Origin of the sequence: Microbacterium sp. AG238 (assembly GCF_003610405.1) — a bacterium.
GTDB lineage: Bacteria > Actinomycetota > Actinomycetes > Actinomycetales > Microbacteriaceae > Microbacterium.
On sequence record NZ_RAQC01000001.1, the window covers coordinates 1361591 to 1376781 of the forward strand.

Genomic DNA, 15191 nt, shown 5'->3' on the forward strand with positions numbered 1-15191 from the left:
GCGGCTCAGCCCTCCTGCGCGAGCACCGCGACACCGCGGGGAGCGATCGTGACCGCGTCCGACGCACCGCGCTCGGCGGCACCGGCGAGCAGGTCACCGGGCACGGTCACCGCGACCTCCGCATCCGTGCGGTTCGCCAGGAACACGTAACGTCCGTCCTCGTGGCGGCGGACGATCACGTCGATGTCTCCGTCTGCCGCGAGCGGGTCTGCCGCGAGCGCCGGGATGTCGCCGGCCAAGCGCCGCATGACGTCAGCGGCCCCCGCGCGCCCGATCGCCGCCGACACGTACGTGGCGCTCCCGGCGCCGCCGTCCCGGCCGCTTCGGCGGCGCGTGACGGCGGGGGCGCCCTCGAGGTCGCCACCGACGTACGCATCGAGCACGTCGACATCCGGCTCGACACGCGCGATGCGCTCGCTCCAGTCGCGGACGACCGCGCCCGACGCGAGGGATGCCGTCTCGCCCGGCAGCATCGGCACGAACTCCTCGATCGTGATGCCGAGCAGATCGCGCAGCGCACCCGGGTAGCCGCCGAGCCACACCCGGTCGTTCTCGTCGACGACACCCGAGAAGTAGGTGGTGACGAGGTGCCCGCCCGCCGCGACGAAAGCAGTCAGACGCTCGCGCAGCGCCGCCGGGATGACGTGAAGCATCGGGGCGACGACGACCTCGTAGCCGGCGAGGTCGGTCGCGACGGGAACGACGTCGACGCGCACACCGAGGTCGAGGAGCGCCCGGTACCACAGCAGGGTCTCGTCGTCGTACGCGGGCGACTCGGAGGGGTGCGAGTCGCGTCCGCTGACCCACCACGACTCGTAGTCGAACACCAGCGCGACGCGGGCCCGCTCGCGCCGGCTTCCGGTGACGGGAGCGAGGTCGCGCAGCTGCGACCCGAGGTCGACGACGTCTCGGAACACCCGGCTCTCGGCGCCCGCGTGCGGGACCATGCCGGAGTGGTAGCGCTCGCCCCCGGCGCGCGACTGCCGCCACTGGAAGTAGCAGACAGCGTCCGCACCGTGCCCGACATGGGTCAGGGCATCGCGCACCAGTTCGCCGGGACGCTTGGGCGGGTTCACTGCACGCCAGTTCACCGCGCTCGGCGCGTGCTCCATGAGGAACCAGGGCCGGCCGCCGGCGATGTTGCCCGTGAGGTTCGACCAGAACGACAGGTCGTCGCGCCCGAGCTCGCCGGGACGCAGGTAGTGGTCGTTCGAGACGAAGTCGACGTCGCCGACCCACGAGGGGTAATCGATGTCGCGGACGTTCTGAGCGACCATGAAGTTCGTCGTGCGCGGGATGCCCGGGGTCACCTCGGCGAGCACCGCGTTCTCGGCGCGGAGGTGGTCGCGCACGGCATCCGACGAGAAGCGCTCGAAGTCGAGCTGCTGCCCGGGGTTGCGCTGCGTCGGGGCGGCGCGCGGCGGCAGGATCTCGTCCCACTCCTCGTAGTGCTGCGACCAGAAGGCCGTGCCCCAGGCCTCGTTGAGCGCGTCGAGGGTCGAGTAACGCTCCTGCAGCCAGACCCGGAACGCGCGGGCGGCGTCATCCGAGAAGTCGTAGAGGTTGTGGCAGCCGAGCTCGTTCGAGATGTGCCAGGCCACGACAGCCGGGTGGTCGGCGTAGCGCTCGGCGAGCGCACGGGTCAGCCGCAGGGCGTACTCGCGGAACACCGGCGATGTCGGCCGCCAGTGCTGCCGCGCTCCCGGCCAGAGCGTCGTCCCGTCGATCGCCTGCGGCAGGATCTCGGGGTGCAGCTTGGCGAGCCACGGCGGCGGCGACGCGGTCGCGGTGGCGAGATCGACGTCGATGCCGTTGGTGTGGAGCAGCTCGATGACCTCGTCGAGCCAGCCGAAGTCCCACTGGCCGGGGCGCGGTTCGAGCAGCGCCCACGAGAAGATGCCCAGCGAGACGATGTTGACCCCGGCCTCGCGCATCAGCCGGACGTCCTCGTCCCACACCTCGCGGGGCCACTGCTCGGGGTTGTAATCGGCGCCGTAGCGCATGCGTCCCGGGCCGAGCGCCCCGTCCTTCACCCAGCGGTACGTCGTGTCATCCGTTGCCATGCGATCAGCGTAGACCCAAACACGTGCAGATGCACGGGATTGGCGTGTTCTACGCTCGGGTCATGGCATCCGACCCCGCCCACCCTCGCGGGCCGTACGCGAAGAGCGCCGCTCGCCGCGCCGAGATCGTGGCGTCGGCGACCGTCGTGTTCGGCACCCACGGGTACCGCGGCGGGTCGCTCCGCCAGATCGCCAAGCAACTCGACCTGAGCCTGACGACCGTGATGCACCACTTCCCCACGAAGGTCTCGCTGCTGGCGGCGGTACTCGAGCAGGAGGATGCCGCCGACACCGACTTCCCCGCGCGCGCCGCGCGCGACGGGTTCATCCCGAGCGTGCTGGCGATCGTCGAACGCAACCTCGCGCGGCGCGAGCTCGTGCGCATGTTCTCGATCGTGTCGGCCGAGGCCACGCACCCCGAGCACGAGGCGCACGCGTGGCTGCTCGAGCGCTACCGCGCGGTCACCGAGACCTACGCCGCGGCCATCGCCGACGACTGCGCCCGCGGCCGCCTGGAGGCGCGAGACGACCCCCGCGCCCTCGCCGACCTCGTGATCAGCGGATGGGAAGGCATCCAGATCCGCTGGCTGACCGACGACACCGACCCGGTTGCGGCGATGCGCCTGCTGCTCGTCGGCCTGCTGCAGCCCCGCCCGACGATCAGCCGCGGTCGGCGATGACCTGTCCGTAGCCCTCGACGAACGTCGGGAACGTGAAGTCGATCATCGCTGCGAGGCGCGAGCCGTCGAGCACCTTGCCGCGATCCGCGTCCGGCCCCGCCTCCGCGCGTGGCGGTGCGGCGACGCCGAGGCGGTCGGCGATGAACTCGACCACCTCTCCGAGGGTCGCGGGTCGCCGGTCGACCCCGTGCAACAGCGACGGCGGCGCGTCGGCATCGAGCAGGTGCGCGAGGGCACGAACGAGGTCGACCTCGTGGATGCGGTTGGTGCGGCGATCGTAGTCGACCGCCTCGCCCGCGACGACCTGGCGGATGAGGCGTTCGCGCCCGGGACCGTAGATCCCCGCGGGCCGCACGACGATCGCGTCGAAGAGGTCGCGTGCCGCATTCTCGCCGTCGACGAGCTGTTCGCCGCGCGCGCTGGTGGGCCGGGGCTCGTCTTCCTCGTCGAGGGTGCGCTCGGGCCCCCAGCCCTCGAAGACGCGCGTCGACGACACGAAGACGGTGCGCTCGGGCGGCTTCGGAAGGGCCCGCGCGATCCGCTCGAGCGCTGTGCGGTAGAAGCCGGGGTCATCCCCCGGCGGAAGCGTCACGACCATCGCGTCGACGGCCGGCAACGCCATGTCGAGGGGCGCCGCCAGATCGGCGACGATCGGGGTGAACGCGGGACGGATGCCGGCGGCGCTCCGCCGGATCGCAACGACCTCCTGCCCCGCGTCGACCAGGCTCTCGCCGAGACGTGTAGCGACCTTGCCGGATCCGACCAGGAGCGTGCGAGCAGTCATGCCCCCATCCTCCCAGGGCGCGGCGCGGGCGGGGCCGGGGTTCCGGGGCGCTAGCGTCCGTGAAACGACGAAACCCCGGCGAACCGGGGCTTCTGTCATGGCGGAGACGGAGGGATTTGAACCCTCGGTCCCCTTACGGGGACTCCACCTTAGCAGGGTGGTGCACTAGGCCTGACTATGCGACGTCTCCACGGCATCCGACGCGAGACGGCGCGGATGCACCCGGCAATCATAGCCCGCTCCGACGCAGGCTCCGAATCGAGCGCCGGAAAGCCCCCGTCTCAGCGCGAGCTGACGGTGCACGTCACCTGCGCCGCGGTCTGGCCCGTGACCGACTCGGGCAGCACGACCGGCGCACCGGCCTCGGGCGCATCTGTCGCGGGCGCATCCGTGGTCGCCTCCGGGTCGGCGGGCGCCGCGGAATCCGTCGGAGCAGGGGCGGGCGGAGCGGCCTCACCGACGACCTCGGTGCCGTAGCCGTCGCTCGTCGAGCCGCTCAGCTGCACCGGCTGGTTGGCGGCGAGCGCGTCGAACAGCACCTTCGCGGCGCTCTCGACCGGCTGCACGCGCGACCCCCCGTTGACGTAGGCCGTGGGGTACTGCACGAACACGATGTCCTCGTAGGGCACGCTGCGCATGGCGAGAGCGATCTGCACCATCCGCTGCGGGCTCGACAGCGACGAGCTGAGCTTGATCTGTCCGGTGGCGACCTGGTCGACGGCCGTGGTGGCGAGGTTGAGCAGCGCGGCCGGGTTGCCGAGCACGCCGTCGGACTGCAGCTTGCGCACCATCGAACTCATGAACTGCTGCTGGTTCGAGATGCGACCGAGGTCGGAGCCGTCGCCGATCGCGTATCGCGTGCGCAGGAACTGCAACGCCTCCGTGCCCTGGAGGGTGTGGTTCCCCTTCGCGAGGCTCAGACCCGTGTGCACGTCGTTGACGTCGTCGGAGACGCAGACGTCGACCCCGCCGATAGCGTCGGACATGTTGATGACGCCGGTCCAGCGGGTCGCCGCGGCGAACTGGATGTCGATGCCCGTCAGCTCTTCGATCGTGCTGACCGAGCACGCGAGGCCGCCGTACATGTACGAGACGTTGAGCATCTGCGCGCTCATCGCTGAATACTGGGTGCCGTCCTCGCCGGTGCAGGCCGGGATGGGCACGACCATGTCGCGCGGGAACGAGATGACGGTCACTCGTCGCGGCTCGTCGCTGATGTGCACGAGCATCGTCACATCGTTGCGCTCGCCCTCGGTGTCCTTGTTCTTGCAGGCCGACGAGAGTTCGGCGTTGGCGCCCTCGCACGAGTCCGTTCCGACGACGAGCATGTTCACGCCGCCCTCGATCTCGCCGATGGTCGGGGGCAGCTGCGTGTCGTCGTCACCGATCGAAACGCCGGCGTCGGCCACGACCTGGGTGGCGTTCCACACGTAGAAGCCGCTCACGGCGACACCACTGACGACCACGACGGCGACCATGACACCGAGCACCGCGAGGATCTGCGTCAGCGGGTTCGGCGACCGCAGCTGGCCGTGCCGGGCGACGGGACGACGACGGCGCCGCGACGCCTTCGCATCGGAACGTGCGCTCACGGGTGTCCTCTCGACGGGCCGGTGAGGAGTGCGTTCGGGTGGACGCTGCTCGCGTCGTACGGACACTCCCGGGTGACCGACTCATCATAGGGACGGATGTCTGGAAAGTCCGTGAGCGCCCCGGACACGCGAGGCGGCGACGCCCCCCATTTTCAGTCGCCGCCGCCTGGCGTGCTGGTCGCTCATGTGCACGCTAACGAGCCACACGCCGCGTGCGGGCCGAAACGTCTCGAAACTGGTAGCCGCTCCCAGGGGGCGAGACGGCGACGGCGGTCAGGCGGGTTCGAGCAGACCGCGCTCGGCGACCAGCTCGGTGGCGAGCACCTTGTACCCCTGCGATTCGAAGAACACCGTGACGCGGTCGTCCTCCACGGCCATGACCGTCCCCTCGCCCCATTCGTGGTGGCGGACGACGTCGTCGACGTGGAAGGGCGCGTCCGCATGGTCGCGCCCGTGGTCCTCGCGCGCGGCGCGGTCGTTCGCGGATGCCGCACACGTGTCGCAGCTCTCGCACGGCTCGACGTAGTCCTGCCCGAAATACCCGAGCAATGTCGCACGCCGGCACCGCCGGGTCTCGGCGTAGCTGCGGAGCATCTCGATACGGGACGCGTCGATGCGCTCCCGCTCCGCGGACCGCTCCAGCGCCGCGTCCACCGCGCGCTCGACCGTCATCCCCCGCCGCAGCGCCACCCCGGCACGACTCGTGCGCACCGCCCCCGCGTCGACGAGCACGGTGAGCAGAGCGGTCACGCGACGCGCCGACAGCCCACCGGCCGCCGCGAGCTCGGCGCGCGACTTCTTCGAACCGGCGATCGCCTCCACGAGCCGCGTGAGCTCGCCGCGCTTGGGAGCGGATGCCGCGAAGAAGCGTCGCAGCGACAGGTCCTCGGGCCGGTAATGGAGCGTGGCCGTCGCGGGTTCGCCGTCGCGACCGGCGCGACCCAGCTCCTGGTAGTACGCGTCGATGGAGTCGGGGATGTCGGCGTGGACGACGAAGCGCACGTCGGCTTTGTCGATCCCCATGCCGAAGGCCGAGGTGGCGACGACCACGTCGACCTCACCGTCGTGGAAGGCCTCGTGCACGCGGTTGCGATCCTTCGACGACAGGCCGGCGTGGTAGGCGACGGCATCGATCCCGCGCTCCTGGAGCGCCTCGGCGTACTCCTCGGCGCCGCGCCGTGTCGCGGTGTACAACAGTCCCGGCGTCGGCAGGCCGGCGACCTCGTCGAGCACCGCGTCGCGTTTGCCCGACTTGTCGGCATGACGCCTGACGTTCAACTCGATGTTCGGACGGTCGACATCCCCGACGAGGATGGCGGGGTCGTCCATGCCGAGCCGCTCAGTGATCTCCGTGCGCACGGGGCTCGTGGCCGTCGCCGTGAGCGCGAGGATCGGCGGTCGCCCCAGACGCTCGGAGACCTCACCGAGCATCAGGTAGTCGGGGCGGAAGTCATGCCCCCACGCGGCGATGCAGTGCGCCTCGTCGACGACGAGAAGTGAGACCCCGGCCTCGGCGAGCTCCGCGACGACATCGTCCTTCGCGAGCTGTTCGGGCGCGAGCAGGACGTAGGAGGCCTCTCCCGACCGGATCGCGTCCCACGCCTCGCGCTGGGCCCGCGCGCCGCGGCTCGAGTTCAGGGCGACGCCGTCGGGGGCGTCGGGCGCTTCCTCGATGCGCGCGAGCTGATCCTCCTGCAGCGCGATGAGGGGCGACACGATCGCGGTGAGGCCGGGGCGGAGGGCCGCAGCCACCTGGTAGACCGCGGACTTCCCGGCGCCGGTCGCCCAGACGACCATCACGTCGCGCCCGGCCACCGCCGCCTCGATCGCATCGAGCTGCTGCGGTCGCAGCTCGTCGATGCCGAAGGACTCACGGGCGACACGGGCGATCTCGTCGGGCTGCACGTCCTCAGTCCATCGCGGGGGCCGCGACCTCGCATGCCGGTTGCGCCGGCGCCTCCGGTGTGGAAGACGCGACGCGGCCTGGCGACGCGTGCCGCTGCACGCGGTCGTACGAGGGCTGCCGCAGGGCGCGCACCCAGGGATAGACCCGGGTTCCGGGCAACACCCGTCGTCCGGCGTCGAATCGGGGCTGATCGCCCGGCCATACGTCACGGCGCAGCCCCAGCAGCGCGAACGGCCGCCAGGGGCCGAGCGGCGAGGCGAACGAGAGCACGAGCCTCCAGCCGCCGGCATCCGGACCGCCGTCGACGGTCGTCGCCGACAGGAGCACGGGCCCGCGGCGCCCCCGGTACGGCAGCAGGATGCCGAAACGCGCGCGCTCGGGTCGGCGCAGGGGCAACAGGGCGTATCGGAGCGGCACCCCGCGCCCCGTCGATGCGAACTCGATGTCGGCCGCATCGGTCTCGGGCGCTGCGGGATCGCCCGGGATGCGGAGGGCGAGCCCGAAGATGTCCGGCACGGCGTCGGGGAACCCGAGCGACCGCGAGAGCCGGGCGACGACGGGTGTCTCGCCCGAGGGTGGCGGATCGTCGATCCAGGAGATGCCGGAGCGACGCACGGGTCCCACCCAGCGCAGCGTTCCGCTGAACATGGTGCCGTGCACGTGGATGGGCCGGGGCCGCCGCACGGCCAGCGACGCGGCGAAGAGCCCGCGGAGCAGCGTCCCGGCGATGCGGGCGACAGGCGCTCGACGAAGAGCAGTCATGACACGATCGAACCCGGTCCGCAGGTTTCTGCGCACAGGGGTTGCGCTGACACGTCGATGCGCTATCGCGGTGGTGAGACCGCTCCCACTACACTCGGGGTCGCCCTTCCGGACGCCATGTGAACAGCCCGACGCTCCCGCACCCGACGCCGCGACGCGACATCCAAGGCCTTCGGGCCCTCGCCGTCCTCGCGGTCATCGGCGCGCACGCGGTCGGGTGGCCGCGCGGCGGGTTCGTGGGCGTCGACGTGTTCTTCGTCGTCTCGGGCTTCCTCATCACCGGAGCGCTGCTGCGCGAGGTGCAGCTGACCGGCGGCATCCGCCTGGCCGCGTTCGCCGGCCGGCGCGCCCGCCGCATCCTGCCGCTCGCCGTCGTCGTGCTCGCCGCCACGACCGCGAGCGCATTCCTCGCCTTCAACCGCCCGCGGGCCGAGCAGACGCTTCTCGACGGGCTGTGGTCGGCGGGCTTCGCGGCGAACTGGCGTTTCGCCGCGGTGGGCACGGACTACTTCCATGCCGACGACGCGGTCTCGCCCCTGCAACACTTCTGGTCGCTCGCGGTCGAGGAGCAGTTCTACCTCGCGTGGCCGCTGCTGCTCCTGCTGGTGGTCTCGCTGCTGCCCGCCGCCCGGCGGCGCAGTAGGGCGGCGGCCGGTGCCGTGGCGACGCTGGCAGCGGTCGTCGTCGCTGTGTCGTTCGCCTGGGCGCTGGTGCAGAGCGCGGATGCCGCCGTCCCGGCCTACTTCTCGACGCTCACCCGCGCCTGGGAGCTGGCGGCCGGGGCGCTCATCGCCGCGGCAGTGCCGCTGCTGCGACGCATCCCGCCCGTCGTCGGCGGGCTCGCGTCGTGGGCCGGTCTCGCGGGACTCGTCGCAGCGTTCGCCGTCATCGATCCCGAGGCGGGCGGGTTCCCGGCTCCGTGGGCAGCCCTCCCGGTCGCCGCGACGGCGCTCGTCCTGGCCGGCGGCGTGCCGGGCGATCCGCGGCACCGGCACCTCTTCCCGCTGACGAACCCCGCGAGCGTCTTCGCCGGCGACGTGTCGTACTCGCTGTACCTGTGGCACTTCCCGGTCATCGTGTTCGCCGCCGTGCTGCTGCCCGCCCGCGACGCCACGACGGCGCTCGTGCTCGCGATCACGGCCGTCCTCGCCGTCGCCTCGTACCACCTGGTCGAACGGCCCTTCCGGTTCGCGCCGTACGGGGGCTCAGCGGTACGAGGGGTGCAGGCGCCGCCCGAGGAGGTCGTGTCGGCCCCCGCGTCTGTTCCGGCTCCCGCTGCCGCGCCGATTCGGGATGCCGTACCCGCCCCGCGCGCGCTCAGCACCCGTCCCGCAGGCTGGACACCCGGGACGCGCTACTACCCGGGAGCGAGCCTGCCCGCATCCCCGAGCCCGTCGAGCGAGACTCCTGCGGCGCTCGAGGTCGCCGTCTCGCCCGTGGCGCACGGGCTCGCAGCGCCCCCGGCTCCTCCGAGCCCCGAGCCGGAACCCGCATTCACGCCCTGGGCTGCGTGGCGCGCCCGTTTCGGCCCGCCGGCTGCGCTCGCGGCATCCGGTCTCGGCATCGCCGCCCTCGCCGTCGTGCTCGTCGTCCAGAACGTGTTCGGCGGCCTCACGGCATCGCTCGTCGCCTTCCCTCCCGCGGGCGCGGCAGACGCCGCGGGCGACGCCGCCGCAGCCGACCCCGGCGACCCGGTCGCCGCCCTGCAGGCGGAGCTCGCCGAGGCCGCGACCGCGACCACGTGGCCCGAGCTGCACCCCTCCCTCGACGAGGTCATGACCCGGTCGTCGGCGAGCAACCCGGCGCGCGACTGCTTCTCACCCGACACCACTCCGACCGCGGCGGGATGCAGCACCGGCGATCCGGATGCCCCGACGCACATCTACCTCGTCGGCGACTCGACCGCGATGGCCTACGCGCCCGCGTTCCGCAAGCTCGCCGACGACAGCGACGGCGGCATCCGCGTGACGACCGTCGGCCTCTACGGATGCCGCTTCACCGACGTCGCCGTGCAGAACGACGGCGCCGGCGTCATGACGGCGTGCCCGCAGCGGAAAGCCGACGTGCGCGCCATGATCCGCGCCGACGCGCCGACTCTCGTCGTGATGTCGAACGCGTACACGCTCGGCCACACGCCCGAGGGCGCAGACCTCTCGGCCGATGCCCTGCTCGCCGGCCAGGCGGCCGAGGCCGCCACCTACGGGATGCCCGGGCGCATCGTCCACCTGGCGCCGCCGCCCGAGGGCGCCGATCTCGGGCGCTGCTATTCCCCCGCAGCCTCGCCGTACGGATGCGCCGCAGGTGTCTCGAGCACGTGGGGCCAGATGGAATCCGCCGCCGAACGGGTGGCCGCAGCATCCGGCGACCACGCCGTGAGCTCGCTGCCTCTCACCTGCTGGGAGCTCGTGTGCCCCGCCTTCGCGGGCGACATCCCGACGCGCTACGACCGCACGCACCTGACGGTGGCGTACGCCGAGCACATCGTCGCCGCGCTGCGCGCCGAACTCGCCGCACGCGGGCTGCTCTAGCCTGCGGGCAGCCGGGGGCACACGGCTTCATCCGTTTGGATGAATTTCCCCGGGAACATGACGTTCAGCTGCCACCGACGGCACGTCCGGCAACGAGACAACATCCGCGATTCCGCCCGGCTTTCCGGTTGTCGCGGTCACCGGATCGCCCGGGCGAGGACAGGCAGGACCGATTCGCGCGTGCGGCGCGATCTCGCGGGAGGACTAGCTTGAGGTGCCCGCTCGACGTGGCTGCTCTGGGGGCGCCACCTGACGACGATCGTCGTGTCCGCGTGCATCACACCGTTCGATCTGGAGATCCGCATGACCACCACTCCGCCGCCGTTCGGCGCGCCCGAAACGCAGCCCGCCCCGTACTACCCGCCTCAGCCTGCCGGAGCGCCGACGAGGCAGCGCAACATCGTCGGCATCATCGCGCTCGCGATCTCCGCCGTCGGATTCATTTTCGCGTGCGTGCCCGGTGCGCTGATCCTTGGTTGGATCCTCCTACCTGCCGGCTTCATCGTGGGCATCGTCGCCGTCTGCCTGTCGGGGAAGACGAAGTGGCAGGGTCTGACGGCGATCATCGTCTCGGTCGTGGGAACGGCCGTCGGATTCCTCGTCTTCACCTTCGTCGTCGCAGCGGCAGTGTCCGATGCCGTCGATCAGGCAAGCGGCGGCAGCACGATCGTGAATGAGGCTCCGGCTGATGCCGCGCCGCAGGACGAGACGGTCGACGAGGCCACGAGCGACGGCCCCACCGGCACGCGCGAAGACCCGCTGCCGTTCAGCGCCTCGATCAGCAACCGCGAGTGGGATGTGACCCTCAACTCGTTCGAGCGCAACGGAAACGACGCCGTGATGGCCGGGAACCCGTTCAACACGGAACCCGGCGAGGGCACCCAGTACGTGATCCTCGACATGACGGCCACCTACAAGGGAAGCGGTGACGGGGCCTCCTCGCTCGTTCAGGTCGAGTACGTCGCCGCGGACGGCACCGTCATCTCTACCTGGGACAACTTCGTCTCCGGGGTGGAGCCCACCTTCGGCACGGCGAGCCTGCTGGCAGGGGCGTCCGACACCGGCAAGCAGGTGTACCTCGTGCCGTCGTCGCTCGACGGCCTCATCCGTGTGACGCCGGGGATCCTCGCCGACGAGGTCTACTTCCAGCTGCCGTAACCGTTGACCGACTGGCCGGGTACATCAGCGATCCCGGCCAGTCGAGCAGGGGCGATTCTGGCGGAGGGTGTGGGATTCGAACCCACGGGACATTGCTGCCCACCAGTTTTCAAGACTGGATCCTTCGGCCGCTCGGACAACCCTCCCAGCGGCGCGAACCGCTGAGCTTCGATCCTAGCCGCCCGCGACCGCGGTCAGAGCGAGCGGAGGATGGCCGCGACGCCGCCCTCCTGCACCGACACGGTCGTCTCGGATGCCTCGGCGAGCAGCTCGGTCGCGCCCTGCGCCATCGCGATCGCTCGACCGCCGCGCTCTCGCGCCCACCGGAACATGCCGATGTCGTTGCGACCGTCGCCCATGACGAGCACGTCGGCCGGCTCGATGTCGAGCCACGTGCGCACGCGCTCGAGCGCCGTGGACTTGTCGACGCCCTGCGGAGCGATGTCGAGCCAGGCCGACCAGCCCACGGCGTACGACACCTTGTTGAGCCCGATGCGATCGACGAGCTCGACGAAGTCCGAGTCGGTCTCGTCGGGAGAGACCACGACGACGCGGCACACCTCCTGCTCCGACAGCATCGCGAAGGCGACCTTGTCGGCGTCGTGGAGGTTCCAGTCGTGAAGCTCCTCGGTGTAGCGGCGGCGCCCGTCGGGCAGCTCGACCATGTACCGGGCGTGCGGGAGATGCTGGCGCAGCAGGCCGAGCACCTCGGTCGGGTCGAACGTCTCGATGAAGAAGCGCTCGTACGCGAGCACATCGGCGAAGTCGTCGTCGACCCGCTTGAGGATGACGGCGCCGTTCGAGCACACGACGTAGTCGGGGTTCAGCGCGAGCGAAGCGAGGATGCCGTGCGTGCCCTCCCACGAGCGCCCGGTCGCGAGCATCACCTCGTGGCCTGCGGCGTGGGCCTCGGCGACGGCCTCGACCACCCCGGGGCTGAGGGTCTCGTCCTCCAGGAGCACGGTGCCGTCGATGTCGAGCACGATCATCAGTCGCGACGCACCGGCGACGGCCGGCATCCCGTCTGCGACGTCTTCGACGATCTCGACCGCGTCACGCGGGGCGACGACCTCGATGCCGCCCTCGTCCGGAAGCGCGTCGGGAACCGCGGTCATCCCGCCGTCGGCACCACCGGTCATGCGAGCGGCTCCGCGACCTCGAGGCCCCCCAGGTAGGGGCGCAGCACCTCGGGGATCACGACCGAGCCGTCCTCCCGCTGGTGCGTCTCGAGGAGGGCCACGATCCACCGGGTCGTGGCGAGCGTGCCGTTGAGGGTTGCCACCGGCTCGGTCTTGCCGCCGTCGGGGCGGTGACGGATGTCGAGGCGACGTGCCTGGTAGGTCGTGCAGTTCGAGGTGGATGTGAGCTCGCGGTACGCGCCCTGCGTCGGCACCCACGCCTCGATGTCGTACTTGCGCGCGGCGCTCGACCCGAGGTCACCCGCGGCGACGTCGATGACGCGGTACGACAACCCGAGGTCCTGCAGCATCCGCTCCTGCATCGCGACGAGCCGCAGGTGCTCGGCCTCCGCGTCGCCGGGCGTGGTGTAGACGAACATCTCGAGCTTGTTGAACTGGTGCACCCGGATGATGCCGCGCGTGTCCTTGCCGTACGAGCCGGCCTCGCGCCGGTAGCAGGTCGACCATCCGGCGTAACGCTTGGCGCCGCGCTCGAGGTCGAGGATCTCGTCCATGTGATACCCGGCGAGGGGAACCTCGCTCGTGCCGACGAGGTAGGCGTCGTCCTCTTCGAGGTGGTAGACCTCGGCGGCGTGCTCGCCGAGGAACCCGGTGCCCCGCATGACCTCGGGGCGCACGAGCGTCGGCGGGATCAGCGGCGTGAACCCGGCGGCGAGCGCACGGTCGAGGCCGAGCATCATGAGCGCGATCTCGAGGCGCGCGCCGATGCCGCTGAGGAAGTAGAAGCGGCTGCCGGCGACCTTCGTGCCGCGCTCCATGTCGATCGCGCCGAGCTTCTCGCCGAGGGCGAGGTGGTCGAGCGGCTCGAAGTCGAACGAGGGCGGCTCGCCGTGCGTGCGCAGGGTGACGAAGTCGTCTTCGCCGCCAGCGGGCACGCCGTCGATGACGATGTTCTCGATGCGGGCGAGCGCAGCCTCAGCGGCCTCCTCGGCGGCGGTGACGGCCTGCTGGGCCTGCTTGACCCGTTCGCTGAGCTGCTTGGCCTCGGCGACGAGCGTGGCCTTCTCGTCCTTCGGCGCCTGCGCGACCTTCTTGCCGTGAGCGTTCTGCTCGGCACGGAGCCGTTCGAAGGTCGTGATGGCCTCGCGGCGCTCGCGATCGGCGGCGATGGCGTCATCCACGCTCTCCGACGAGTTCCCGCGCTTCACCTGCGAGAGTTTGACCAGGTCGGGCTGTTCACGGAGCAATGCGAGGTCGATCACGCGTCAAGTCTAGGGTCGCGCGCATCCGCGCAGCCGGACCAGCGCGCCCCCGTACCCGCAACGCGCCCCGGCGCAAGAGGCAATCTCGTATCGACGGGCGCGCCTATGGTGTAGCCATGGCGACCGAATCCGACGACACCTCCTCGCGCGAGCGTTCCGACGATCCCCCGGCCACGACCCCCGATCCCGCGCAGGCCGCGGCCCCCGACGAGGTCATCCGCGAACCCGAAGACGTCGCCCCCGACACGACCGACGGCGAGACTGGCGAGGCACGCCGCGTCGGCCCTGAGGGCGAGACGGAGCCGATGGCGGGCGGCGCGGAGAAGCCGAACCCCAAGGCCGCGCTCGTCTACAACCCGATCAAGGTCGACGGCGATGCGCTGCGCGAGCAGGTGCTCCGCGCCGCCGAGGCCGCCGGGTGGGAAGAGCCGCTCTTCTACGAGACGACGGTCGACGACCTCGGCGACGACGTGACACGTCAAGCGCTCGAATCCGGCGTCAACGTCGTCCTCGTGGCGGGCGGCGACGGCACGGTGCGTGCGGTGTCGGGCGAGATGAGCGGCAGCGGCATCCCTCTGGCCATCGTCCCCAGTGGAACCGGCAACTTGCTCGCCCGCAACCTCGGACTGCCTCTCAGCGAGCCCGAGACCATGATCGAGGCGGCCTTCAGCGGCGACCGGACCGCGATCGACGTCGGCTGGGCGCGGATCACCCGCGAGAACGGCGAGGTCGAGAAGCACGCGTTCGTCGTCATGGGCGGCATGGGGCTCGACGCGGCCATGATCGCCAACACCAACCCGCAGCTGAAGAAGTCGGTCGGCTGGGTCGCCTACGTCGACGGCGCGACGCGCTCGCTCGTCAACGCCAAGCCGTTCCGCGTGGTGTACCAGCTCGACGGGCACCGCATGCACGCGGCTCGCGTGCAGAGCGTGCTCTTCGCGAACTGCGGGTCGCTGCAGGCCGGCATCGCACTCATTCCCGAGGCCTCGATCACCGACGGCCAGCTCGACGTCGTGATCATGCAGCCCAAGGGCTTGTGGGGCTGGCTGCTCGTGTGGCGCCGCGTCGCGTGGGACAACAGCTTCCTGAGGAAGTTCCGCGCCGGTCGCCGCGTCCTCGCGCTGCGGACGAAGGACAACGCGGTCGTCTACTCGCGGGGCCGTGGCGTCGCGCTCGCCCCGCAGGAGCCGCACCCCGTGCAGCTCGACGGCGACGAGTTCGGCGAGGCGAAGCACGTGCAGACCCGCATCGATCCGCGGGGCCTTATCGTCGCCGTGCCCGCCGGCCACACGCTGCCCGGCGACTGAGCCGGCCCGG

General features: G+C 71.3%; 11 protein-coding genes and 2 tRNA genes. 4 read left to right on the top strand and 9 right to left on the bottom strand.

Annotated features, from left to right (window positions below; genetic code table 11):
• Positions 1-5: 5 nt before the first annotated feature.
• Entirely contained in the window at positions 6-2063 is a 2058-nt protein-coding gene (locus tag DEU36_RS06490; RefSeq protein WP_120263438.1) for a beta-galactosidase, read from the bottom strand.
• Between the two features lie 62 nt (positions 2064-2125).
• Between DEU36_RS06490 and DEU36_RS06495 the strand changes: the two genes are divergently transcribed.
• Positions 2126-2743 (top strand): TetR/AcrR family transcriptional regulator, encoded by a 618-nt coding sequence (locus DEU36_RS06495; RefSeq protein ID WP_120264398.1) that lies wholly within the window; start codon positions 2126-2128, stop codon positions 2741-2743.
• Here the strand turns inward: DEU36_RS06495 and DEU36_RS06500 are convergent.
• From DEU36_RS06500 to DEU36_RS16310, 5 genes are all read right to left on the bottom strand, one after another.
• Positions 2724-3527 carry a sugar nucleotide-binding protein gene (locus DEU36_RS06500; RefSeq protein ID WP_120263439.1) on the bottom strand — a complete coding sequence of 268 codons (804 nt, stop codon included), beginning with the start codon at positions 3525-3527 and terminating at the stop codon, positions 2724-2726. The two genes, DEU36_RS06495 and DEU36_RS06500, sit on opposite strands and share 20 nt — an antisense overlap.
• A 98-nt stretch (positions 3528-3625) precedes the next feature.
• A tRNA-Ser gene (locus DEU36_RS06505) sits at positions 3626-3717 on the bottom strand.
• 91 nt (positions 3718-3808) lie between these two features.
• Positions 3809-5119 (bottom strand): LCP family protein, encoded by a 1311-nt coding sequence (locus DEU36_RS06510; protein ID WP_259455244.1) that lies wholly within the window; start codon positions 5117-5119, stop codon positions 3809-3811.
• 273 nt (positions 5120-5392) lie between these two features.
• Positions 5393-7024: a RecQ family ATP-dependent DNA helicase gene (locus DEU36_RS06515; RefSeq protein WP_259455245.1), complete on the bottom strand. Its 1632-nt coding sequence runs from the start codon at positions 7022-7024 to the stop codon at positions 5393-5395.
• Positions 7025-7028: 4 nt separating this feature from the next.
• Positions 7029-7787 (bottom strand): hypothetical protein, encoded by a 759-nt coding sequence (locus DEU36_RS16310; RefSeq protein ID WP_259455246.1) that lies wholly within the window; start codon positions 7785-7787, stop codon positions 7029-7031.
• Positions 7788-7906: 119 nt separating this feature from the next.
• Between DEU36_RS16310 and DEU36_RS06520 the strand changes: the two genes are divergently transcribed.
• Both DEU36_RS06520 and DEU36_RS06525 read left to right on the top strand, forming a co-directional pair.
• The gene (locus tag DEU36_RS06520) at positions 7907-10315 is read left to right on the top strand and encodes an acyltransferase family protein (RefSeq protein WP_120263441.1); all 2409 of its coding nucleotides are present in this window, start codon (positions 7907-7909) and stop codon (positions 10313-10315) included.
• A gap of 303 nt (positions 10316-10618) precedes the next feature.
• The gene (locus DEU36_RS06525; protein ID WP_147374367.1) at positions 10619-11473 is read left to right on the top strand and encodes a hypothetical protein; all 855 of its coding nucleotides are present in this window, start codon (positions 10619-10621) and stop codon (positions 11471-11473) included.
• Positions 11474-11531: 58 nt separating this feature from the next.
• Here the strand turns inward: DEU36_RS06525 and DEU36_RS06530 are convergent.
• From DEU36_RS06530 to serS, 3 genes are all read right to left on the bottom strand, one after another.
• A tRNA-Ser gene (locus tag DEU36_RS06530) sits at positions 11532-11619 on the bottom strand.
• Positions 11620-11667: 48 nt separating this feature from the next.
• Positions 11668-12612, bottom strand: coding sequence for an HAD family hydrolase (locus tag DEU36_RS06535; RefSeq protein WP_259455247.1), 945 nt, complete (start codon positions 12610-12612; stop codon positions 11668-11670).
• Complete coding sequence (serS, locus tag DEU36_RS06540) at positions 12609-13874, bottom strand: serine--tRNA ligase (protein WP_120263443.1); 1266 nt, start codon at positions 13872-13874, stop codon at positions 12609-12611. Before serS ends, DEU36_RS06535 begins: the two co-directional genes overlap by 4 nt.
• Positions 13875-13990: 116 nt before the next feature.
• On the opposite strand from serS, the gene DEU36_RS06545 reads away from it, so the two are divergent.
• Positions 13991-15181 (top strand): diacylglycerol kinase family protein, encoded by a 1191-nt coding sequence (locus DEU36_RS06545; RefSeq protein WP_120263444.1) that lies wholly within the window; start codon positions 13991-13993, stop codon positions 15179-15181.
• Positions 15182-15191: the final 10 nt, after the last annotated feature.